Annotated in this window: 22 protein-coding genes; 11 read left to right on the plus strand and 11 right to left on the minus strand. The window is 48.5% G+C overall.

Going from position 1 to position 23043, the window contains the following annotated elements; translation table 11 throughout:
- Positions 1 to 108 precede the first annotated feature (108 nt).
- Positions 109 to 1278 carry an alpha/beta hydrolase gene (locus EA58_RS11390; protein ID WP_200872180.1) on the minus strand — a complete coding sequence of 390 codons (1170 nt, stop codon included), beginning with the start codon at positions 1276 to 1278 and terminating at the stop codon, positions 109 to 111.
- A 398-nt stretch (positions 1279 to 1676) separates the two neighbouring features.
- Between EA58_RS11390 and sbcB the strand changes: the two genes are divergently transcribed.
- The 6 genes from sbcB to EA58_RS11420 all read left to right on the plus strand — a co-directional run bounded on the left by sbcB (position 1677) and on the right by EA58_RS11420 (position 7297).
- Positions 1677 to 3101 carry an exodeoxyribonuclease I gene (sbcB, locus tag EA58_RS11395; protein ID WP_036752704.1) on the plus strand — a complete coding sequence of 475 codons (1425 nt, stop codon included), beginning with the start codon at positions 1677 to 1679 and terminating at the stop codon, positions 3099 to 3101.
- Between the two features lie 305 nt (positions 3102 to 3406).
- Positions 3407 to 3949, plus strand: coding sequence for a hypothetical protein (locus EA58_RS20940; protein WP_051642052.1), 543 nt, complete (start codon positions 3407 to 3409; stop codon positions 3947 to 3949).
- Positions 3950 to 4042: 93 nt separating this feature from the next.
- Positions 4043 to 4390 (plus strand): CidA/LrgA family protein, encoded by a 348-nt coding sequence (locus EA58_RS11405; RefSeq protein WP_268748946.1) that lies wholly within the window; start codon positions 4043 to 4045, stop codon positions 4388 to 4390.
- Positions 4390 to 5067: a CidB/LrgB family autolysis modulator gene (locus EA58_RS11410; protein WP_036752705.1), complete on the plus strand. Its 678-nt coding sequence runs from the start codon at positions 4390 to 4392 to the stop codon at positions 5065 to 5067. Before EA58_RS11405 ends, EA58_RS11410 begins: the two co-directional genes overlap by 1 nt.
- A gap of 242 nt (positions 5068 to 5309) precedes the next feature.
- Complete coding sequence (cdd, locus tag EA58_RS11415) at positions 5310 to 6197, plus strand: cytidine deaminase (RefSeq protein ID WP_036752706.1); 888 nt, start codon at positions 5310 to 5312, stop codon at positions 6195 to 6197.
- A 191-nt stretch (positions 6198 to 6388) separates the two neighbouring features.
- Positions 6389 to 7297, plus strand: a complete 909-nt coding sequence (locus EA58_RS11420) for a DMT family transporter (protein WP_036752707.1) — start codon at positions 6389 to 6391, stop codon at positions 7295 to 7297.
- Positions 7298 to 7376: 79 nt separating this feature from the next.
- On the opposite strand, the gene EA58_RS11425 is transcribed toward EA58_RS11420, so the two are convergent.
- Positions 7377 to 7778, minus strand: a complete 402-nt coding sequence (locus EA58_RS11425) for a hypothetical protein (RefSeq protein WP_036752708.1) — start codon at positions 7776 to 7778, stop codon at positions 7377 to 7379.
- A 160-nt stretch (positions 7779 to 7938) separates the two neighbouring features.
- Positions 7939 to 10605, minus strand: a complete 2667-nt coding sequence (gene acnA, locus EA58_RS11430) for an aconitate hydratase AcnA (protein WP_036752709.1) — start codon at positions 10603 to 10605, stop codon at positions 7939 to 7941.
- A gap of 239 nt (positions 10606 to 10844) precedes the next feature.
- Here acnA and EA58_RS11435 point away from each other — a divergent pair, with 239 nt between their 5' ends.
- Both EA58_RS11435 and EA58_RS11440 read left to right on the plus strand, forming a co-directional pair.
- On the plus strand, positions 10845 to 11768 hold the full coding sequence (locus EA58_RS11435) for a LysR family transcriptional regulator (RefSeq protein WP_036752710.1): 924 nt from the start codon (positions 10845 to 10847) through the stop codon (positions 11766 to 11768).
- Between the two features lie 137 nt (positions 11769 to 11905).
- Positions 11906 to 13135, plus strand: coding sequence for a DUF3179 domain-containing (seleno)protein (locus EA58_RS11440; protein WP_036752995.1), 1230 nt, complete (start codon positions 11906 to 11908; stop codon positions 13133 to 13135).
- Between the two features lie 120 nt (positions 13136 to 13255).
- On the opposite strand, the gene EA58_RS11445 is transcribed toward EA58_RS11440, so the two are convergent.
- From EA58_RS11445 to EA58_RS11455, 3 genes are all read right to left on the minus strand, one after another.
- Positions 13256 to 13903 carry a thiopurine S-methyltransferase gene (locus EA58_RS11445; protein WP_036752711.1) on the minus strand — a complete coding sequence of 216 codons (648 nt, stop codon included), beginning with the start codon at positions 13901 to 13903 and terminating at the stop codon, positions 13256 to 13258.
- 177 nt (positions 13904 to 14080) lie between these two features.
- A complete protein-coding gene (locus EA58_RS11450; protein WP_036752712.1) occupies positions 14081 to 14374 on the minus strand; it encodes a hypothetical protein in 294 nt (97 codons plus the stop codon).
- A 247-nt stretch (positions 14375 to 14621) separates the two neighbouring features.
- On the minus strand, positions 14622 to 15005 hold the full coding sequence (locus EA58_RS11455; protein ID WP_036752713.1) for a hypothetical protein: 384 nt from the start codon (positions 15003 to 15005) through the stop codon (positions 14622 to 14624).
- A gap of 344 nt (positions 15006 to 15349) precedes the next feature.
- On the opposite strand from EA58_RS11455, the gene EA58_RS11460 reads away from it, so the two are divergent.
- A complete protein-coding gene (locus tag EA58_RS11460) occupies positions 15350 to 15820 on the plus strand; it encodes a cell division inhibitor SulA (protein ID WP_036752714.1) in 471 nt (156 codons plus the stop codon).
- A 166-nt stretch (positions 15821 to 15986) separates the two neighbouring features.
- Here EA58_RS11460 and EA58_RS11465 read toward each other — a convergent pair whose 3' ends face one another.
- The 5 genes from EA58_RS11465 to phnW form a co-directional block, all read right to left on the minus strand.
- A complete protein-coding gene (locus EA58_RS11465; protein WP_036752715.1) occupies positions 15987 to 16391 on the minus strand; it encodes a hypothetical protein in 405 nt (134 codons plus the stop codon).
- Between the two features lie 115 nt (positions 16392 to 16506).
- Complete coding sequence (locus EA58_RS11470) at positions 16507 to 16698, minus strand: hypothetical protein (RefSeq protein WP_152548000.1); 192 nt, start codon at positions 16696 to 16698, stop codon at positions 16507 to 16509.
- Positions 16699 to 17052: 354 nt separating this feature from the next.
- On the minus strand, positions 17053 to 17865 hold the full coding sequence (gene phnX, locus EA58_RS11475; RefSeq protein WP_036752717.1) for a phosphonoacetaldehyde hydrolase: 813 nt from the start codon (positions 17863 to 17865) through the stop codon (positions 17053 to 17055).
- A 34-nt stretch (positions 17866 to 17899) separates the two neighbouring features.
- A complete protein-coding gene (locus tag EA58_RS11480; protein ID WP_051642035.1) occupies positions 17900 to 19297 on the minus strand; it encodes an aspartate aminotransferase family protein in 1398 nt (465 codons plus the stop codon).
- Positions 19294 to 20430 (minus strand): 2-aminoethylphosphonate--pyruvate transaminase, encoded by a 1137-nt coding sequence (gene phnW, locus EA58_RS11485; RefSeq protein WP_036752718.1) that lies wholly within the window; start codon positions 20428 to 20430, stop codon positions 19294 to 19296. Before phnW ends, EA58_RS11480 begins: the two co-directional genes overlap by 4 nt.
- Positions 20431 to 20692: 262 nt before the next feature.
- On the opposite strand from phnW, the gene EA58_RS11490 reads away from it, so the two are divergent.
- Together EA58_RS11490 and EA58_RS11495 are read left to right on the plus strand one after the other, a co-directional pair.
- Positions 20693 to 21706, plus strand: a complete 1014-nt coding sequence (locus EA58_RS11490) for a putative 2-aminoethylphosphonate ABC transporter substrate-binding protein (protein WP_036752719.1) — start codon at positions 20693 to 20695, stop codon at positions 21704 to 21706.
- 165 nt (positions 21707 to 21871) lie between these two features.
- Entirely contained in the window at positions 21872 to 22948 is a 1077-nt protein-coding gene (locus EA58_RS11495) for a putative 2-aminoethylphosphonate ABC transporter ATP-binding protein (RefSeq protein WP_036752721.1), read from the plus strand.
- The last annotated feature ends 95 nt before the right edge of the window (positions 22949 to 23043 follow it).

Genomic DNA, 23043 nt, shown 5'->3' on the forward strand with positions numbered 1-23043 from the left:
AAATTGTGTCTCCTTTATTACTTGAACAGGCACCCAATGAAATAGCCACAAGACAAAAAACAAATAAAAATCTCATGTTTCACACCTATTAGTTAAGAATGATAAAAATCACCTAATTAATTTCCAATACATTCCTCTTCTAGTATTAATCGGATTCAGACTAGCTCTTTCATTAGCTCTTATATCATGATTAATAATATAAAATAAATCTGTTAATATTGTTTTTTCTTCAGTCAAATATGAATGTCCCCAAAAACCAGAGGTAACACCTGTTACATCAACCGTTTCTATACCAGGGGCTATGATGATACTATTGCCAGAATCTCCAGCTCTTGGATATCCTCCATGAAATTCTTTAGATAGTTTCAATGGTATATCTTCAGAAGAGGCATACAGAGTAACTGGCTTTCCAATACCAGCTAATGCTGGAACGATATCATTTTTAAAAACTTCCGCATCAATATCTGGAGCAGCAAGAATAACTTCCTTTATTTTTCTCCCCAAATTAGGGTATTCATTTTCAACATCTATATAGGCATCAATTAATGCTCTATTACCCATACTATGGGCTAAAAGGTATACATTTTCTGCCTGCGTTTTTTTTAAAAAATCTCTTAAAAAATATTTTATGTTGTTCTTTGACCACTCCACATTCCCTTCATCAGAAGGGTATTTCAACATCGAGCCACTTGACGGCCAACTATAAAATATCGGTATTCCTTTAAATTTCAAATCGTATGTCATTTGTGCCGTTCTACGAGCTGCATCTTCAAAAGTTACATTAAATCCATGAACAAAAATAAAAGCACTTCTTCTCCCCTCCTTTAAGTGGTCATTTATTTTATTAAAGAATGAATCATTTTTCAATTGAACCACATCCAGTAAAACAACATGCCTATCAGGATTTTCTCTGAATTCAAAACGCCATAAAGATGGCGACTCCACTACTCCCTTTTTATGATGAAGCATTGGAATGCTAACCTTAGTCATCCCATATGATATTTCACTTCGGCTTTCCCCATAAGAATTTTTACCACGATAATCCATATAATGATTTCTATCTGTTGCAAAAAATGTATTTATTAACACAACACTTGGGGTTCTATAGTCAATTCTACTTGTTGCTGTACTATGGATAGAACCACCAACATATCCACCAGATGTACTAACTGTACTAATTGTAACCTCATCAGGTGAACGATCATCTGTTACATTCGAAGAACACCCGGCCAAGAAAACAATGAAAATAACTACATATGTTAATTTGAACTCATTCATATCATCAACCACATCAGAATAATCAACCAAATTAATGAAATAAAATGCATAATAAGGAAGGGGATTTAATGAGCAATAATTAATGACCGAACCAAATCAAATAAAAATATTAGCATTTTATCCCTAAATGAACCTCAACCGGTCGGAGTATTTTTAAATAAATTTAATTCACTTTAGTTTACACGGAGTTTTAATAATATTCACAACCAGATAAAAACTAAGTATTTGAACATTGAAATATAAGTAATTTCAACTATCTGTCCTATGTAATCAACTTAATGAACCAGCATATCTCAAGCATAACAACACCCTCCATACCCCCAAAATCCTCCACACCTCCGGCACGATTCTTTGGTATCATGACAACAGAAAACACCTGAATGCCATTAAAGGTAAGAATGAGTCATAACAACAACCAACCAACCCTGTTCTGGCTGGACTACGAAACGTTCGGTGCCAACCCATCGCTAGACCGGCCTTGCCAGTTTGCCGGGGTGAGAACCGACATGGATTTGAATGTGATTGGTGAGCCGCTGGTCATTTACTGCCAGCCGCCCAGCGATTACCTGCCTTCTCCGGAAGCCTGTCTGATTACCGGTATCACGCCGCAAGAGGCGATGGAAAAAGGTCTGCCGGAGCACGAATTCATTGCCCGTATCCATGCGGAGTTATCGAAACCAAATACTTGTGTGATCGGCTATAACAATGTGCGGTTTGATGACGAAGTGACGCGCTATACCCTCTACCGCAATTTTTACGATCCCTATGCCTGGAGCTGGCAGAGCGGGAACTCGCGCTGGGATATGCTGGATATCATGCGCACCTGCTATGCGTTGCGTCCGGACGGTCTGAACTGGCCGACCAATGAAGACGGCTTCCCGAGTTTCAGGCTGGAAGATCTGTCTGTCGCAAACGGTATTGAGCACAGTAATGCGCACGATGCGATGGCAGATGTCTATGCGACCATTGAGCTGGCTAAGAAAGTGAAAAACAGTCAGCCAAAGCTGTTCAGTTATCTGTTCAACCTGCGCCATAAACGTAAGTTACAGGAACTGATTGATATCGCAGAGATGACACCGCTGGTTCATATTTCAGGCATGTTCGGTTCTGAGTGCGGAAACACCAGTTGGATTGTGCCAATGGCCTGGCATCCGGATAACAAGAATGCCGTGATTTGTGTGAATCTGGCGATGGATCCGACGCCGCTGTTTGAGCTGGATGCCGACAGCCTGCGCGAGCGTCTCTACACTAAGCGTGCTGATTTAGGTCCGGATGAGCTGCCGGTGCCACTGAAACTGGTGCATATCAACAAATGTCCAGTGCTGGCCCCAGCGAAAACGCTGACCGCTGATGATGCAGATCGCCTGGGGATCGACCGGGAACAATGTCTGGTTCACCTGAAAGCGCTGAAAGCACAGCCGCAGATCCGAGAAAAACTGCTGACGGTATTCAGTCAGGACAGAGAATTTGCACCGAGCGACAATGTCGATACTCAGCTCTATAACGGTTTCTTCTCGGTAGCCGACAAATCGGCAATGGACATTATTCGTGAAACCGCGCCGGAAGAATTGGGCAAGCTGGATCTGAACGTTGACGACAAACGGATCAAACAGCTGCTGTTCCGTTACCGGGCACGCAACTTCCCGCTAACGCTGGATCATCAGGAACAGCAACAGTGGAAATACCATTGTCAGGATTACTTCGAATCGAAACTGCCAGCCTACATGCAAAATCTGGAAGCCGTTGCAATGGAACATCAGAGTGACGAGCGAAAGATGAAAATCCTGAAAGCTGTGTACGATTATGTAGGCAACCTGGTGTAAAGAATCTGCACAACGTCAGACGGAACGATTCCAGCCAAGCATCTGATCTTCCCTGCTATTTTCAAAACCCCAATTGTGTCTGCGATTGGGGTTTCTTTTTTCAGACACTTTTCATCCCTCTGAAGTTTGAACTTCATGTGAAGCGCATTAACACTTAAAACAAGGTCAATGACCCGCAGTTGGTTTTATCTGCCATGGAACACAGAAATGGTATGACGGATCAATCCGGCTGGTTCTCCCATGGTGTATATTGCCAGACAGGTTAAGGAGTCTGTTCAGGCAATAATTTGGCAGAAGAGATTGTTATGGCAACTGAGTCCCTCACCCGCTGTTACCGATTTAACCGAGTCGATTTCGAACCCGATCTGCGATTGCTTGTCTGGCCGGATAAATCAGAGACGGCTTTAACCCTGCACGAAACACGCCTGCTGGAAACCTTGTGCTATTTTGCAGGGGAAGTGATCAGCCATAAAGTGCTGTCAGATAAAACCTTCTTGCCTCAGGATTCACTCTCGCAGGTACAGCAGATCGATTTGGCCTCCGTGTTTAATTCACTCCGACGTAAACTCACGGTGAACGGCATGATGGCGATTCCGGTTGAAGTTCTGCCTCATTATGGCTTTCGGGTACCGCTCCCCAAAGAAACTTGCCGCCATATTCACCGTTTTCAGCAACCGAGTGCGCTGCCCCCCAAGCCCCCTCGGCATCCCCCCAAAGCCGCAGTGAAATCAAGCCGCCCACGGGTCTCGGCAACAGAGCATATTGTCAAACACAGCCTGATGCATAAATTATCTGTCATTTTGCTGGCGGCGGCTGGTGTTGCACTGGTGATCGTGTCGAACATGTAAGTCTGTTGTGTTGGATCAAGTGCAGACTTCAAAGAAGTGTGGTTTAGATCTCACCTTTTTTGTATGATTGCGACACCATTCACCTTCATCCTTATGTATATGAGCTACTTGCGTTCATTTGCAATCATTGCCATTTTTTTGATGGTCGGGAAAGGATTCCAATCTCTGACGCAGATCCCCATTCCGGGCAGCATTCTTGGCATGTTGTTTCTTTTTACCGCGCTTTCCGTTGGATTGCTTCCGCCAAACTGGGCAAAACCCGGTTGCCACCTGTTTATCCGCCATATGGCAATTCTGTTCGTCCCGGTCGGAGTCGGACTGATGAATTATCTGGATCTGCTTCAGGCCAACGCCCTGCCTGTTCTGCTCAGCACCCTCGGCAGTAGTCTGATTGTTCTGTTGTTTGTGGGCTGGTATGTACAGCGTAAGGAGTCAGACTGATGTGGCTATTCTTGACCCTGATTGTTTTCTGGCTGGCCCGTTTGCTGTCTAAGCGATTTCAACATCCTGTGCTCAACCCGCTGTTGATCTGTCTGGTGGTGATTATTCCGCTACTGATCGTCCTCAACGTGCCCTACGAAACCTATTTTGCAGACAACCGCTGGATCCATTATCTGCTGGAACCTGCTGTGGTCGCGCTGGCATTTCCACTTTATGAGCAGCTGCCTCAAATTCGCAGCCGCTGGAAAGTCATTGTCACGGCATGTGTATGCGGCAGTATTCTGTCTATGCTAACCGGAACGGCGATTGCACTGGCACTGGGCGCAGATTTACAGCTCGCCGCCAGTATTCTGCCAAAATCGGTGACCACACCAATTGCGATGGCGGTGGCTGAACAGATTGGCGGTGTTCCTTCACTGGCGGCTGTCATGGTGCTGATTGCTGGTGTTTTTGGTGCAGTCTTGGGTTATCCGCTGTTCAAGCTGTTCGGGATTACGCATCCGATGGCAAAAGGGTTGAGCATGGGTACCGTGGCACATGCATTGGGTACGGCCAAAGCTGCCGAGGAAAACTACAAAGATGGTGCCTTCAGTTCGCTTGCGCTGGTGCTATGTGGTGTGATTACAGCAGTACTCGCCCCGGTCATCTATCCGTTGCTGTTATCTGTTTTTCAATAGACCCTACTGATTTCCAACCCAAATCGTTCTGTAATCGTGTGCATTCTCTCTCATCACAGAGGTGCACACTTATGCACTCTACAGTGCATTGAAATTCAGACATATTTCTCATAAAACCTGTGATAGCACTCACTAAAATGCAATAAGAATGAAATGAACACAGATCAAAGGTGATTTAGGTCACAATAATTATTCTTAGCTCCTCTAGAATGCTTTAGTGAATTCACATAGGAGAAATCACTATGCGCGCTGACGTTATGGATGCTTTAGGCCAACTCCCGCTAGAACTGTCACAGGCACTGAAGCCTGTTATGACTGCTCCAGGCTTTGACGCCACTCTGAGCAAAGAAGAATTTGAACACCTGATGGCCGTCACTCAGCTGTCAGATGCAGACCTGCGCATTCAACTGCTGAAAGTTGCCGCTGCTTATTCCATTGCCAGCCTGTCGAATTTCTATGTCGGCGCAATTGCACGCGGCAACTCCGGTCGGCTTTACTTTGGCGCAAACATGGAGTTTGAAGGGACGTCGATGTCCCAGACCGTCCATGCTGAACAATCTGCTATCAGCCATGCATGGTTGAAAGGCGAAACCGGGATTGTCGATATCACGGTGAATTACTCGCCTTGTGGCCATTGCCGCCAGTTTATGAATGAGCTGAGCACAGCCCAAAGCCTTATGGTTCAGTTGCCTGAGCGCGCCCCGAAAGCATTGCAGACTTACTTACCGGAATCATTCGGCCCTACAGATTTAGGCATCACCGATTTGCTGCTGTCTGACCGTTCCAACGGCTTAAGTCTGGACTCCGACGATGCCCTGCTTCAGGCCGCTTGTCAGGCCGCAGATAAGTCTCACGCACCGTATAGTAAAAACTTTGCTGGTGTGGCGCTGAAAGCGAAAGATGGCCGGGTTTTCACCGGGATGTATGCCGAAAACGCCGCATTTAATCCAAGTCTTCCACCGTTACAGGTGGCGATGATCCATATGAATATGGCGAACTATCCACTATCAGACATCGCTGAAGCTGCACTGGTCGAACAAAAAACATCTTTAGTCAGTCTGCTGGCTGACACACAAAACACACTGGAAAGCTTTCTACCCGATATCCAACTGTCTTACGCAGCAATCTGACCTGGCAAAGCAATCTGACCTGGCAAAATCAGGGAAACAGACTGAAGCTGATTCAGCATGAATCTCCCCCGCACAACTTCCTTGTCGCCGGCAAAGCAGCTTGTTTTGTCGGCTTTTTTTATGAATAAATATTTGGCGCTATGCAGTCATCAGAGTATGATTCCAGATTATTTTTGACTTGAACAACACCTATGACGCATCGACACAATCCAATTCAGGGAGCCTGCTGGATGTTAACCGCAGGCTCAGCCTTTGCTGTAGTCAACAGTATGGCTCAGTACCTGAGTGTAGTTTTTCATTTGCCTTCAACAACGGTCGGTCTGATTCAATACTTTATTGCGCTGATTGTCATGTTGCCCTGGCTTTACAGTATCGGGCTGCGTCAGTCGCTGAAAACCCAACATTTTGGCATGCACTGCTTCCGGGTTTTTCTCTCGGTGATTGGGATTCAGTTGTGGCTCTGGGCGCTCGCCTATCCGGTGCCCATCTGGCAAGGCATTGCGCTTCTCATGACCTCCCCCCTCTTTGCTACCGTAGGTTCTGGTTTACTGCTGAAAGAAAAAGTCGGCTTTGTCCGCTGGGTTGCGACGCTGGCAGGTTTCTGTGGGGCAATGATCATTTTGGAGCCATGGTCGGACAATTTTAACTGGGCATCATTATTGCCTGTCGGTGCGGCATTTTTCTGGGCCAGCTATTCATTAATGGTGAAGAAAATGTCTCACCATGACTCTCCAAGTACCATGGTGGTCTACCTGCTGGTGCTGATCACGCCATTTAACCTGTTTCTTGCAGTGCAAGATTTCACCATGCCAGAAGGCCAGAAAACCTGGTTGCTTCTGCTGGGCGCTGGTGTCTTCACTGCACTGGCAAACTGGGCGATTGCCAAAGCTTACGCCGTCGCTGACGCCTCATTCGTCCAGCCATTTGATCATGCCAAACTGCCACTCAACGTGCTGGCCGGATTTATGGTCTTTGGGTGGGTGCCACCAGGCCGTCTCTGGTTGGGTGCAACGATTATTATTGCCTCGGTTGCCTTCGTCACGCAGTGGGAAAGACGAAAACCGATGCTGCAGTCCGCAACCATTCGGGAAGCTTCCTGAACGGATCAAAAAAGCTGGCTTTCACGCCAGCTTTTGATTCACGATGATATGGATGAATGAATAGAGATAGTGCTGAAAATCAGAAACGAACTCTCACGCCCATTGCAGCTTCCAGTTCCACATTCACGTCTTCGACCATATAAAGTGTCGGTCCAACTTCACCATACAATTCAAACTGATTCACCGGGATTTCCAGACCCACACCAGAACGCACACCAAACTTGTCCCAATGATCATCCACAAACTGCGCCCCAACAAAAGTGTACCCGTTATTGAGCTGCGGGTTTTGGGTCAACGCCCCCAGGTTAAAGGTTTTATCAACAGCCACACCAAAATCGTCTACCCCCAAAGAGAAACGCAGATCATTCTGCTTCAACTGAACACCACTCATGGGTGAGCCCAGAAAAATACCCGCAGATTGTGATGCAACAGCGGACGCAGACAGTCCGCACAATAACAAACCAATCAAAGACTTCTTCATGTTACTGCCCGTTTACCTTGAAATACACTCTGATTCTCAGAGCTTTTTGAATGCTTTGTTCTACTTTATCTGCAATTTCTCAACAATTCGAACCTATCGCCGCACATATGACAATTAATTGACATAGAGCTGTCAATTCCTCATCATCCAGCATCGTCAATCAATCCGCTTCGAGCATCTTTCTTAAAACATAATGAAGAATACCGCCCGCTTTCAGGTAAGCCATTTCTGTCTGCGTGTCCACTCGGGCGCGAACCGGATAACTTTGAATTTCTCCCTGTGTATTTACGATTTCAAGCGCAAGCGATGCCCCGGGCGATAACGCATCAATTCCTTTCAGATTGACCCGCTCCTGCCCCGTCAGATTCAGCGCATCGAGTAAACCATCCGGTAACTCGACAGGAATCACGCCCATGCCCACCAGATTCGAACGATGAATCCGTTCGAAACTTTCGGCCAGCACAGCTTTCACACCCAGCAAACTGGTGCCTTTGGCTGCCCAGTCCCGGCTGGAACCTGTACCATATTCTTTCCCGGCAAAAACCACTAGTGGCACATCCTGCGCCTGATATTTCATCGCAGCATCATAAATCGACATGGTTTCACCGGTTGGCTGATATCGGGTATTCCCACCTTCCTGACCACCTAACATCCGATTTTTGATACGAATGTTGGCAAAGGTACCACGCATCATGACTTCATGATTACCGCGCCGGGAGCCGTAAGAATTAAAGTCGGCAGGACGAATTCCCTGTGCCTGCAGGTACTTGCCCGCAGGGCTGTCGGGTTGAATATTTCCGGCTGGTGAGATGTGATCCGTCGTGATCGAATCGCCAAATACAGCCAAAATCGCGGCCTTGTGGAGGTCTTTCAGTGGCTGTAATGGCTCGCTGATCGCTTCAAAGAACGGCGGCAATCGCACATAAGTTGAATCTGGCTGCCATGGATAGGTTTGCCCTGAATCCACAGGGATCTGCTGCCAGTGTGCATCCCCAGAGAAAATATCAGCATACTCCTGGCGGAACAGGTTATTCGTTACGGCTGCCATGACAGTGCTTAACTCTTCTGCCGTTGGCCAGAGATCTCGCAGGAACACCGGCTTGCCGTTCTGATCTTCGCCTAACGGCGTCTGAGTCAGATCAATACACGCCGTCCCTGCCAGCGCAAAAGCAACGACCAAGGGTGGTGAAGCCAGCCAGTTCGCTTTCACCAGAGGATGTACCCGACCTTCAAAGTTCCGGTTGCCAGACAGCACCGAGGCAACCGTCAGCTGGTTCTCCTGAATGGCAGCTTCAATCGGGGCCATCAAGGGGCCAGAGTTGCCGATACAGGTTGTGCAACCATAGCCCACCAGCTGAAATCCCAGTTCATCTAAGGAAGACTGCAAACCGGATGCGGCCAGATACCGTGTCACCACTTTCGAGCCGGGAGCCAGTGAACTCTTGACCCAGGGTTTGCGTGTCAGACCTTTTTCAACCGCCTTTTTAGCCAGCAAACCAGCCGCCAGCATCACGCTGGGGTTGGAGGTATTGGTGCACGAGGTAATTGCGGCGATCACCACATCGCCATGCTTCAGAGAAAAAGCGCCCCGCTCCGTATTCACCGGCACAGTCAGATCAGACTGTAAGCCATTCAGCGACAGCAGATCTGTCATCGCCGATGCCATTGCAGGCAAGGGGACACGATCCTGCGGGCGTTTCGGGCCAGCCAGACTGGAAACCACATCGGCCAAATCTAACTGAAGTGTCTCGGTATAAAGTGGCTCCGGATGATTGGAATCACGCCACAATCCATTCGCTTTGGCGTACGCTTCTACCCGGTTGATCAAATGATCCTCACGGCCAGACAGGCGCAGATAGTTGAGCGTTTCCTGATCGACCGGGAAAAAGCCGCAGGTTGCACCATATTCCGGAGCCATGTTCGCAATTGTCGCACGATCAGCCAGCGGCAAACCATCAAGGCCCGGTCCGTAGAATTCAACAAACTTACCGACGACGCCTTTTTTACGCAGCATATCAGTGACGGTTAGCACTAAATCTGTCGCCGTCACACCCGGCTTGAGCTGACCGCTGAGCCGAAAGCCAATGACTTCCGGGATCAGCATTGAAATGGGCTGCCCCAGCATCGCCGCTTCGGCTTCAATGCCACCCACGCCCCAGCCCAGCACGCCAAGACCGTTGATCATCGTGGTGTGTGAATCCGTTCCGACCAACGTATCCGGAAACAGATAGCCGTCATCCTGCCAGACCGTCTGGCCCAGATATTCCAGATTGACCTGATGACAGATCCCCGTTCCGGGAGGCACAACACGGAAGTTAGAAAACGCCTGCTGTCCCCAGCGAAGAAACTGATAACGCTCATGATTTCGCTGCATTTCCAGGGCGACATTCTGTTCAAAAGCTTGCTCAGAAGCATAGTGATCAACCATCACCGAGTGGTCGATCACTAAATCTACAGCAGACTGCGGATGAATACGGTCTGGATCTTTGCCAGCTTTAGCGATGGCATCCCGCATCGCAGCCAGATCCACCACAGCAGGCACACCCGTAAAATCCTGCATCAGCACCCGTGCTGGACGATACTGAATTTCCCGATCAGACGTTCGTTTTTGAAGCCATGCAATCATCGCTTCAATATCACTCCTCGTGACAGTGTCACCATCCTCAAACCGGAGCAGGTTCTCCAACAGTACTTTGAGTGAATAAGGTAAGCGATCAACATCTCCAAGAGGATTCAACGCCGCCAGATTGAAATACTGATAGCGCTTTCCATCAACATCCAGTGTTTGCTGACTCTGAAAACTGTCAATCGGGTTTCTTGCTTTCATCGCTCACCTCCGTCTTTTTACAGAGACTATAGACGGGATAAATAGAATGACAATGATGTCTGGCAAACAATACAGGTTCCATTTTTCCATCAACCATCAACCATCAACCATCGCATTCTCAGGACAGAACCGCTTCGTCGCCTGCACATGCAAAGCCCGCAATAGCGATTGATTTGTGTTTGGCCTCTCCTTCAAACCCATTACACTAACCCGTTATCCTGCAATGTCAGAAAAAGTATATGCGTCTTGAAGATATGGAGTTATTCGTAAAAGTTGTCCAGACCGGCAGCTTTACCCGTGCTGCCGAACTCGCCGACATGCCGAAGTCTACATTCAGCCGAAGAATCCGACATCTGGAACAAAGTCTGTGTAGCCGGCTACTGGAGCGAACAACCCGAAAATTAGTGCTGACGGAAGTTGGCGAGATTTTCTATCAAAAGTGCCTTTCTATTCTTGATCAAGTCGAGTCCACACAGCAGGAACTCATACAGTCTCAGGAGGAAATCGGGAAGCTCACCATCTACGCGCCAGACTATCTTGTCGAGTTGAACATTGCTCAGGTTTCAGCATTTTGTCATCAGCACCCGAATCTCTCTGTCACTTTCAACACGACCTGCCAGCCGCTCTCTCTGATGGCTGACAAGCGCTTTGATTTACTACTCGATATTGGCACACAACCCGATTCATCCTTTATCGCTCGTCCGATTGCTGAAGCCAGCTACGACTTATTTGCTCACCCGGATTATCTTGCGCGTCATGGCACTCCCGACAGCCCACATGAACTGACAGAACATGATCTCATTGTGCATGAACTGTCATCACAGATGATTGCCTGGAATGCGAACGTCATCCGTTTACCCTCATCACCCAAGTATGCCGCCAACTCACCCTACGTCGTTCGTGGCTTGACGTTAAACGCCCAAGGCATTGGCTGTATGCCTGTTGCCATGACAGCAACAGCAGTTCAGGAAGGCAATCTGATTCGGTTATTTCACGGCCAGTTTGTCTTCCGGCAAACCATCTATGGTATCTACCACTCCCGCCGCTTTGTTCCCAACAAAGTCAAAGTACTGATTGATCACATTCGGGAGAAATTACCTGGCAGAATCAAGGCGCTGGAGGATCAAGTCACTGCCCCATCGTTGCCGCCTGCGCACAAGTAACTCAAGCCCTGCCTCACCCTGAAGATTGTGCCATTCAGTGGCACAATTTGTCCTGCCAGTCACGGTTTTTCATCTCAAACGCCACCTTTACACTGCTTTCAGACCAACAACAGGCCAGCCATTGAAAGAGGTAAATGATGAAAACATTCTTAGAAAAACATGCAAAAAAGATCTTTTGGCTTTGCATGATCATCGCCCAATACATCGGCGCATTATTGTTCAAAGATCTGGCAGATATCAGCCAGTGGTTCGTTCAGTCTGATCGCGAAACCACCATGTGGGTTTGGTACAACCGGCATGGGATTGCCATCATCGCCTTACTCGCTTTTGGTGTCATGATCGGCCTGAAATATATCCAGAGAAACATTATCGGGAACAAGACGTTTATCACACTTGGTCTGATCTTTGCGTTTAGCTTCTTCAGCGGCATGATGAATCCACATCTCATGATGCGTGATCGCATGCACAACGGTCACTTTGTTTCTGTTGAAGCGGCGAAAAAATACCTGCGTCCTCATGAGAGTGTCATTGTGATGGAGATTCACGGCAAAGCCAGAGCGCACTCAGACAAACAGCTGCTACGCCCACACGTTGCCGGTAAGCCCGTGACGGAAGGTCAGGACAACGTCGTCATGACCTACTGCGGACTCACCAATCTCGGCATGGCGTACATTCCGGAAATTAACGGAAAACCACTTGATTTAGCACCAGCCAATCAGCTTCGGAATAACCTGGTCATGTGGGATCGTCACTCAGGAGAGCCCGTTCAACAACTTTGGGGACAGCATGAAGCTGACCGTAATCATGGCCTCCCGTCAAAGATGAAAGAATGGCCGACATTCCGTATGCCTTTTGAGCGGTTTGCTGAAGCTTATCCGGATGGTGAAGTCTTTGTGAACGACTATCTGGTGGCTGATATGCGCCCGACGTTCTGGGAAAACCCGTTCCTTGCAGTTTATGACCCAATCATGGAGTCCATTTTCAAGCTGGCCATTTCCTATCAGGCGTATTACGACGAACCGACTTTCCCGACCGTTGAATACAAAGACATGCGTCTGCCAAGTAAAGAAAAAGTATGGGGGCTGAATATCGGCGAGGACTATGTCGCTTATACGGAGCGTTTTGTCCGTATGCAGCCAAATCCGATCAATGTCGCGATTGGTGAACAGAACATTGTCCTTCACTTTGATGAAACCTATGAAAGTCTGGGAATTTTCTACAATCACACCGGAAAAGACATTCAGGATATTAATTTCTTTGGGGAAACCGAATTCGGTAAATTAGCGCGTGTTGAAACCGTGAAAGCCGGTGCCTACTGGATCATTTGGGCTGATTTCTTCCCGCAGACTGACGTCAACCGTCTGTAGCTATTTCCACTTTGTGATACGCAAAATACGCAAAAGCAGCGCCCGCCAGGCACTGCTTTTGTATTTGGTGACGAGATATCCAATCGAAGAGCGTTTATCTCAGTCAATACATGTTTTGCTTCAGGCCGGCGTCTGAATCAGCCAGACTTCTTCCGCGAAACGGCTGAGTCCCTGCTGGATACGTGGATGCGATTCATCCGCCTCCTGTCGACCAAGGTGTGCGACCTCACAGCCATGAAACAGCGACTTCACAGCATCAGCCGTAACACTAAACGGCGGGCCAGCCATCTCTTCCTGAACATAATCCAGCGTCACCAACATGATCTTTCCGCCCGGTTTCACCACAGACAATAATCGCTGAACGTAGGACTGTCGCATTTCCTCAGGCATCGCAATCAGCGCAGCACGATCATAGACCGCATCAACGGGCGCGACAGGCGCTGTAAAATAATCACCGCAATATATGCTGACTTCATCAAATTCATACAGCGTGTGACCATTTCCAAGCGTCGTCACCGTAGGCAGATACAGATGCTCAGAAAAATAGGCCCGGACTGCAATTTCACTCAGTTCAACGCCAATCACCTGATTGTGTTTTTCAGCCAACCAGCTCAAATCCAGAGACTTCCCGCACATGGGGACGAATACGGTATCTTCACGATTCAGTTCAAGACGTGACCAATACAAAGGTAATACTGGGTTGGTCTCATTCAGGTGAAAACCGATCCGGTTCTCGGCCCAGCGGTTATGCCAAAATTCTGCATCCATGGGTGACATCTCTTCGTACTTACTTATGATTACAACTGGCCGGTATCAGACCATATTTCAGACCGGAGATCCAGCCAGATTCTGGTTCGCAACAAGGACAAAAAAAGGATGCCGAAGCATCCTTTTTCCGTCATGACCGGCATGCCAATCATTGAGTGTCTGTATGCGAGTCTGGTATCAACCAATGCGAAACAGCTTAATGGAGTCACGACGAACAGTCACACCCCGAAAAGTCACTGGCTCAAGCAAAGTCATCAGTTGCTTCGACACAAAAAACTTACCGCCATAGCTACGATCACCACCGCGATTAACCCACTCTGCAAATTCATCTGCCAGGTTGAACATTGAGTTCCCTACAAGTAAAACCAGGACTTTCGCAACTTCACTGTCGTTCTGCTTATTAAATTCTGAGTCACGAACCTTCTTGCGGTATTCTTCGACAATTCTCTCAAGGCACTCAAATCTGCTCATCTTCACCACCTCACAAAAAAGAGGTGCGGATACTACTGTTCAATAAGCCTGAAATCAAGACATCCTCGCATGATTTTGGCTATTGCTAACACAAATCAAACATCAACGAGCATATTCGTCATGAAACAATCAAAAAGCACAGCATATCTCTAATCTTCCATAACTCTTTGTTCACTTTTATATGAAATTCATGACACCTCAAAAGGCTGCCATCAACCTTCCTTGAGCACAGCAGCCCTACGCGCTACTACCGATAATAATCAACAACCTGTACGGAAATCGGTTCACTTTGCGGTTTTACAGCCATTTTAAACTGGTGCAGGCCATCCATTGTCATACTGGTGCCTGATTTTCCAGTCACATTGACCCCTTCAATTTTGGTAAATGGCTGTTCAGTGTCATAAAACATGTTGATCGTGAGCGCTGTTTTCTGATTGGCCTTTAACTCAAATTTACAGATACCCCGCGGACAATACACATCCAGTGTGTTTTCCCTGACCTCAATACGTTCCACATCTCTGACCGGCGTTGCTGTGATTGTCAGTGGTTCACCACAGCCCTGAATGAACAGATTGGCAGACACAAGCAGCATGGCAGGCAACCACATTGCGACACCTCGCTTCATTTTCATCTTGCTCCCTTCTCTTTCACAACATTAACCGCGCTCAGTCTACTGTACAAAGTACTGGATAAGATACTGTATAAGTTTGGAAAGCATGCTTTTTTCCGGTCATCTTTGATATCTATCACACGAGATTCACACACATGCGCGCACCTACACCACTAACAACAAAATCAATAAATAACAATAATTTACACAAAATCAACACAGGGAGCATGGCTGAGAACCAATCAAGAATTGTGAAGCAACATCGAAAAAAAAGCTTGCATCGGGTACTGTTCAAAACTACTGTATAGACATACAGCATGTACAAATACACACTATCAGCGCATTTAACAAAGGATGGAACTCTCATGACTGCTCATTTAGACAGCTTCCAATCACTAACCGCTTCTCAGGTGTATCAATCCACTTTTCTGTCACACGCTTCTTCCCTGAGTTCCTCCCAGGTCCGGTATCCGATTGAAGTCAGTTTCTGCGATCAGGAAATGATCCAACTGGCTTACCTGCTTCGCTTACTCAGGCAAGCCAGTGAACAGAACCGCTGGATCATGTTTATTGGTGAAGATGCGTTGCTGGATCGCAACCTGCTGAAAAGTGCGGGGATCGATATCAATAAAGTCTTGCTGTTAAAAAAGAAAAACGGGCAGTCCGCTCAAGAACTGATGGCGAAAGCCCTGCATATGGGCAATTGCAGTGCAGTCATCACAAGCGGGAATATTCATGAGTACTGTAACCCAACCATTCATGATGCAGCCATTCACGGAAATGCAATGGCTTTTATTATCAACCGCAAACACCAGCCCGCTTCCCGGTTGCATTGAACGCAACGATTTCAGAGCGATAGCAGAACAATCGGTTGCGAATAGACACAAAGTAAAACGCCAGTACAACACAGCGACTGGCGTTTTGATTGACAATGATTGTTGGTCGTTTTAGAGAACCGTTTCCCTTTCTCAGAAAAACAGCAAGTCGGCGCAATGCCGAACCTCAGGATTGGGCCAAGCGGATATGCAGTTGCTCGCCGTTACTTCCGACTTCACGGATATCGCACTCTGCTTTTTCCTGAATCAATGCCAGTTGCTCTTTATCCAGCGAATACGGCAGGCAAATGTTCAGTTCAAAAATCTGCTCCAGACGCGCAAGTCTCAGTAAGCGGATCAGATTGTTCACATCACTGGTGTTTGTCGACAGCACCTTCAAAGCCTGATTGGTCAACCGCTCGGTTTTGCTGACATGCGAACCACTGGCTCTCCCCCAGGAAAACTCTAAAGCAGGTAACATCACTTTAAATGCATCCCACAGTGTTGGCCTGTGATGACACAGCACAGACAGGAATGAGGTGTAATCAAATACAATCTCTTTCGCTCGGTGGGCTTCAACTGATGATTTCATAACTATCCTTCACAAGAATTCAACAGCATTTTTGTGCAAGCTAAAGTAAATTGGACGAATGCTATATTAAGCGAATACTATAATGCCTTCCCCCGAAGCTTACTTTTTTAGCGCTTCATTTTTTTGCGCGCGATCGTGTTTTTTCTTGCTTTGCATCAAATAAAAAATACTGGAAAAACACCCAATTAACATACACCGCACAAAAAACAAACAACTCGCCACGCTTTGTAATTTTTATATTTCTCTTGATTTGCCGTGAATATTTACGCAAAAGCAACACAAGAACATACACTTTCACAACCAACACTCTCATTCTCCTCTTTTTTGAGTCGCATTTTTATTGAGCAGAAGTATTAGCAAATTCTGAGCCAGTTGATTCCCTCTCTGATAACCACCCGTGAAAAACGAACAGAAAAGTCTTTTACTTCAATGGATTATCTGAAAAAACCTCAATGTGCATTGATGCATCACTATTTCTAAAATAAATAGAAATGTGTAAAGAAATCGTGCACTTGCACCAATAAAGCGCCCGCAAGCTTAAAAATTCAAGAAACGAAATAAGTGCAACCGAACGAATAAAGCCAAACTTTCCTGCCATCAATAAACAAAATTAACAGAGGAAAGTTTGGCAATCAGGAAAAGAAAAATTGTAAAAATAGGATTAAGGACGTTCGCCTGCAACCAAACGCTGATTAATATCCAGAATCACTGCAGGCAAGTTAGCAATGGTGTCGATTTGATAATGTGCTCGGCAATGCTGAAAAGCGTTTCTCGCTTTTTCCCGGGCAGAGTTTAACTGCGCTTCCGATGCATTCAGATATTCAGCTTCAGTCAACCCGGCCTCATTCCCTGACAACAAGAGTGCCACCGTCCACATACCGGCATGGTGGCCTTCTTCGATCCCCGGGACAGAATCATCGACTTTGACGCAACAGGCGACATCGCCAGCCCCCAGGTTGATGACATTCTGGAGCGCCATAAATGGTCCCGGCCGTCCCCCAGCCGCCAGATCGTCCGTCGCAACCACACAGTCCGGTTCAAAACCTCTGGCCGCAGCGGCCGGCAATAGCTCATTCATCACGACACGTGGATAGCCAGAGCAAGAACCGATGCGAATATTCTGTGCTCTCAACGCAGCCACCACGTCCAGCGTGCCCGGAATTAAATTGGCATGCTCCGCCACCTTCGCCACCTGAAGCGGCATAAAAGTATGGTAAATCTTATCGATATCCTCTGTATTCATCGCCCGCCCGAACCGGTCTTGCCAGCGCGCTGCGACTTCAGGTAATTCGCCGACGGCCTTGATATGATCCCATTTTCCCAGCCCCATAGGGACACGCGCTTCAGCCAGTGAGATCTCAAAATCGTACTCGCGCCTGAAGGCTTCAACGAAAATAGTCGTGGGCGCAAAGGATCCAAAATCAACCACGGTACCGGCCCAGTCAAAAATGACGGCTTGAACTTGTTTTGTCATGATCGTTCTCATCTGTTGATCTGGCTGACTCGTATCAGCCAATTAAACCTTGATAATGTTGTTCGCAGGCTTCTGCAATTGCCTGCTCGACCCAGTCCAAAGCCTGAGCCAGATCGTCGCGCAAAATGGTAAGCGGCGGACTGAGCTGAATGACATTCCCCTGTGACACCTTGAAGCTCAGCCCCAGCTCAAGACAGCGATACATCACCTGCTCTGCGGCTGCAAAAGCACGCGCCTGCGTGGTTCTGTCTGTCACCAGTTCAATGCCCCAAAGCAAACCCATCCCGCGGACATCGCCAATGATTGGCCATCGTGCTTTCATTGTGCGCAGCCTGCCAGACAGATAGGCCGCATCATCCTGCACTTTCGCCAGTAACTGTTGCTCTTCCATCACACGAATGGTCGCCAGCGCTGCCGCGCAACCTATCGGGCTTTTTTCATGGGTGTAATGTCCCAGAGAAACCTGAGCAGCCAGATTGTATTGATCCTTCGTCAACATGGCCGCCATCGGTACCACACCGCCGCCCAGACCTTTGCCAATACACAGAATATCCGGCTCGATGCCAAACGCCTGATGGGTAAACCAATGGCCAGTGCGGCCCATGCCATTCGGAATATCGTCAATGATCAACATGACATTGTGCCGATCGCAAATGTCACGCACCCGCTGCCAATAAGCCCGACTCGGCACCTGCACATCGGTATTGCGGACGCCTTCTGCGATAAAAGCACCAATGCCGCCTTCTTTCTCAATCACGTATTCCAGGTAGTCGGCATAATGCAGGTCGGATCCATCCTGAGACGGCAAAGCACCGCGATAGCTCACCGGGGGCGGGATTCGTTCTACGCCAGCCATCAGTGGCCCCATCCCTTCGCGAAAACAGGCTTCCCCACCGACAGAAATTGCATCCAGCGAAGCGCCATGAAAGGCATCCCACAACGACACCACTTTGTAATGACCCGTGATAAAACGCGCCAGCTTCAGGGCCATGCCGATCACAGACGTTCCACCGGGAGCGAACAACACCCGGTTCAGCTCACCGCCCGCGATTGCTGTCAGCGCCTTCGCACAGTCGACTGCTGTCTGGTGCGTAAAACGTCTTGGCGCGAAAGGCAACGTCGCGAGCTGGTTCTGAATGGCCGCCAAAACTTCAGGGTGTCCGTGCCCCAGCTGATGAACATTGTTGCCATGAAAGTCCATGTAACGTTTCCCGGCGACATCCGTCAGGTAGATCCCTTCAGCGCTTTCCAGTGCATCCAGACAGGGAGTAGACATGGCCTGATGCAAAAAGTAACGGCTGTCATCTTCCAGCAACGCCTGAGTTGCGGTATCAGAAATAGCGGCCGTCCAACGCTCACGGGACGGCGAAGTATTGGTATCACCTTCACAGGCCAGCGCGCGCTGGCTCAATGACGGCGCGTGTGTCTTCATGCCTGCACTCCTGTCTCAGCCGCTTCTGTTGTCCAGTACATTGAATCCGCAATGGCTTTCAGCAAGCGCTCAATATCGACAGGATGCACATCGCCAATATTGCCAATACGAAAACAGTCCGCATCCGAGACTTTACCGGGATAAATCACAAACCCTCTGGCTTTCAGACGGTCGTAAAATCGTTTGAAATTGTAAGACGGCGACTCAGGCGAATAGAAAGACGTAATGATGGGTGAATGCAATGCTTCATCCAGCAAGCAGGAAAAACCGAGTTTCTGCATACCGGCTACCAGCATTGTCTGATTGGTATGATAGCGCTGATGACGGGCAGACACGCCGCCTTCCTGCGCCAGCTCAGTCAAGGCCTGTGCAAAGGCTCTGACGGTATGCGTCGGTGACGTAAAACGCCATTTACCGTGATTCACTTCCATACACTGCCATTGATCATAGAGATCCAGCGACACGGAACGCGCCCGCCCCTGACACCCCGCCAACAGCGCACTCCGGGCAATCACAAAGCCAAAGCCCGGAACACCCTGAATACACTTATTGGCCGAGCTGATCAGAAAATCAATGCCCAGTGCACCGATATCCATCGGGATACCGCCGAAACTGGACATCGCATCTAAAATCATGACTTTTCCAGCCGCTTTCACTCGCTGTGCGACACTTTCAACCGGATTCAGCATGCCGGTCGTCGTTTCGCAATGCACCATCGCCACATGCGTAATGTCTGAATCGTCACGCAGTCTCTGATCCAGCACATTTAAATCCGGCTGGCTGATTTCACCCAGATCCCAGTTCTGATGCGGAATATTCAGCACCTGTGCAATTTGTGCGATACGGGCACCGTAAGCCCCATTGTTGATCACCAGCAACTTGCCATCTGCCGGGATCACCGAGCCCAGTGTTGCCTCGACCGAAGCCGTCCCGCTGCCCTGCATGAGCACGCTGGTATAACCGCTGTGTGAGGTTGCGATCTCAACCAGCTGTTGGCGAATCTGCTGAACGACGTCCACATTGTAGTCATCATCCCAAGTGCACCAGTCCTGGAGCATCGCTTCACGAACCGTCCGGGTTGTGGTTAAAGGGCCTGGAGTAAGCAGAAGATATTGATTCTCAGAATTAGCCATTGATTTACCTTTTGGACTAGACCAGATTTTCAATCACTATAGCGGTGCCTGCTCAGCGCTGTAAATGCGCAGCCTGAAGTCTTCACAAAAGTTTCATCTTAACGATTTTCGACAATTTTCCGTCTGAATTTGCGCTGAATCACGATCACACCATGCTCATCAAACTGACATCGATGAATCATAGAATTGTCATAAAGGCCACCTAGCATCTTCCGTGTCGAACAAATCTGGTACAGACCAAATCAACGTGTAGGATGAATTTATGAAAAAGACATGGCTTGTTGCGCCACTCACTGCCCTGATGGCTTTGAACGCTTCTCAGGTATTTGCCGCTCAAGAGCTGACGGTTTATACAGCCTTTGAAACGGACATGCTGGCGAAATTCAAAAACGGTTTTGAGAAAGCCAACCCGGATATCAAAATCAAATGGGTTCGCGATTCAACCGGGATCATGACCGCCAAGCTGCTGGCTGAAAAAGGTAACCCGCGTGCAGATGTCGTCTGGGGACTGGCCGGTTCTTCCATGGCACTGCTCAAAGAAGAAGGCGTGCTGAAGCCTTATCAGCCGAAAGGTCTGAATAAAATTCACGCCAACCTGATCGACCCGCAAGCAAATCCAGCCTGGTTTGGGAACGACGCCTTCTTCAACGCGGTTTGCTTTAACGAAAAAGTTGCCAAGCAGCTTGGCCTGAGCAAGCCCGCTTCCTGGGAAGATCTGCTGAAACCTGAGTACAAAGGCCATATTGCGATGCCGAACCCAGCCTCTTCCGGCACAGGGTACATGCAGGTTTCCGCCTGGCTGCAATCCATGGGCGATCAAAAAGGCTGGGAATACATGACTCAGCTGGATCAAAACATTGCACATTACACCCATTCAGGTTCTAAACCTTGTGTTCAGGCGGGCATGGGTGAAGTCGCGATTGGTATTTCCATGGCAATTCGTGGTGCCAAGCTGAAATCTCAGGGTGCGCCAATCGATATCATTCTGCCGAAAGGCGGTGTGGGCTGGGAAGCCGAAGCGGTGGGTCTGGTCAATCCACAGTCTGATGCGGCAAAACGTCTGGTTGACTGGTCTCTGTCGAAAGAAGCGAACAGACTGTACAACGAATTCTACCCGGTTGTCGGTCGTAAAGACGTAAACAAACCCGTGAAAAACTACCCGAATGTTCAGCAAGCCATGGTGAAAATGGACTTTTCTAAAATGGCGGTCAGTCGTGAAGATGTGCTGAAGACCTGGTCGGATAAATTCGACGCGAAGTCTGAACCACGCTCGTAACCTCAGGCTTAGACTATTTTTCAAGGCAACCTGTCCGGGTTGCCTTTTTCTGTTTCTGGTCGCATGAGCCATCACCGCTGTCTTCTGATCGTCAAGCTTCTGTCATTGAAGTGTCATCCACCCGGACTAAATTTGGTATATACCAAATAGAGAGTCACTGTTGCTATGGAAACTTACCTGAAAATCTCACACGTCGGTAAACAGTTTGGGCAGTTTACCGCCCTGAAAAACATCTCGTTAGACATCAATCAAGGCGAGTTCATTTGTTTTCTGGGGCCATCGGGCTGCGGTAAAACCACGCTGTTGCGGGCCATTGCCGGGCTGGATCTGGCAAGCTCGGGCACCATCGAACAAGCAGGACGGGATATCACTTTCCTGCCGCCGGAAAAACGCGATTTCGGCATTGTGTTCCAATCCTATGCGCTGTTCCCGAATCTGACCGTGAGTGAAAACCTGAGCCTTGGTTTACGAAATCAGGGAAAATCATTGTCTGAAGTCGATGCTATTGTCAGCCAGTGGCTGGAGACGATCGCACTGCCCGATGCCGGCCACAAATACCCCAACCAGCTTTCCGGCGGACAACAACAGCGTGTTGCTCTGGCCCGTGCCTTATCATTATCGCCAGGATTATTACTGCTTGATGAACCCCTCTCGGCTCTGGATGCAAAGGTACGTGCACATCTGCGTGAAGAAATTCGCCGCCTGCAACGCCAGTTGGGAATTACCACCATCATGGTGACCCATGATCAGGAAGAAGCGCTGGCGATGGCAGATCGTATTGTGGTCATGAACCACGGCTGTATCGAGCAGGTTGGCACACCTCAGGAAATTTATCAGCACCCGGCATCCCGATTTGTTGCGGAGTTCGTCGGCCAGATGAATTTCCTGCCGGCCTCGGTCGTCAGCGAACATCAAATGCGGATCGGAGAATCGTTACTGCCGCTGCCTGCCGCTGAATTCACACGCGGAGAACAAGTGGAGCTGGGCCTGCGTCCGGAAGATTTGCACTTTCTGCCCCCCGGACAGCAAAGTGAAAGCAGCCTGCTCGTTCAGGTCGAAGATCTTGAATTTCAGGGGACTTTCATGCGTGCAGACTGCAAGCTGCAGGGCGCCCACCAGCTTCCGATGATTAAAGTGGATGTGCCAATTCGTGAAATCCGGAATTTGGGTCTGAGCCGGGGCCACTACCTGCACCTGCACATTGCTGAAAAGCACACCCAGATTTACCGTCAGAGCCAATAAACAGGACATCCGCCATGACTCAACTGACCCAACCGCACGGTACCAATTCATCCGGAGCACCGGCCGGAACTTCAGCCGGTTTCATGCAATCCGTA

Origin of the sequence: Photobacterium galatheae (assembly GCF_000695255.1) — a bacterium.
GTDB lineage: Bacteria > Pseudomonadota > Gammaproteobacteria > Enterobacterales > Vibrionaceae > Photobacterium > Photobacterium galatheae.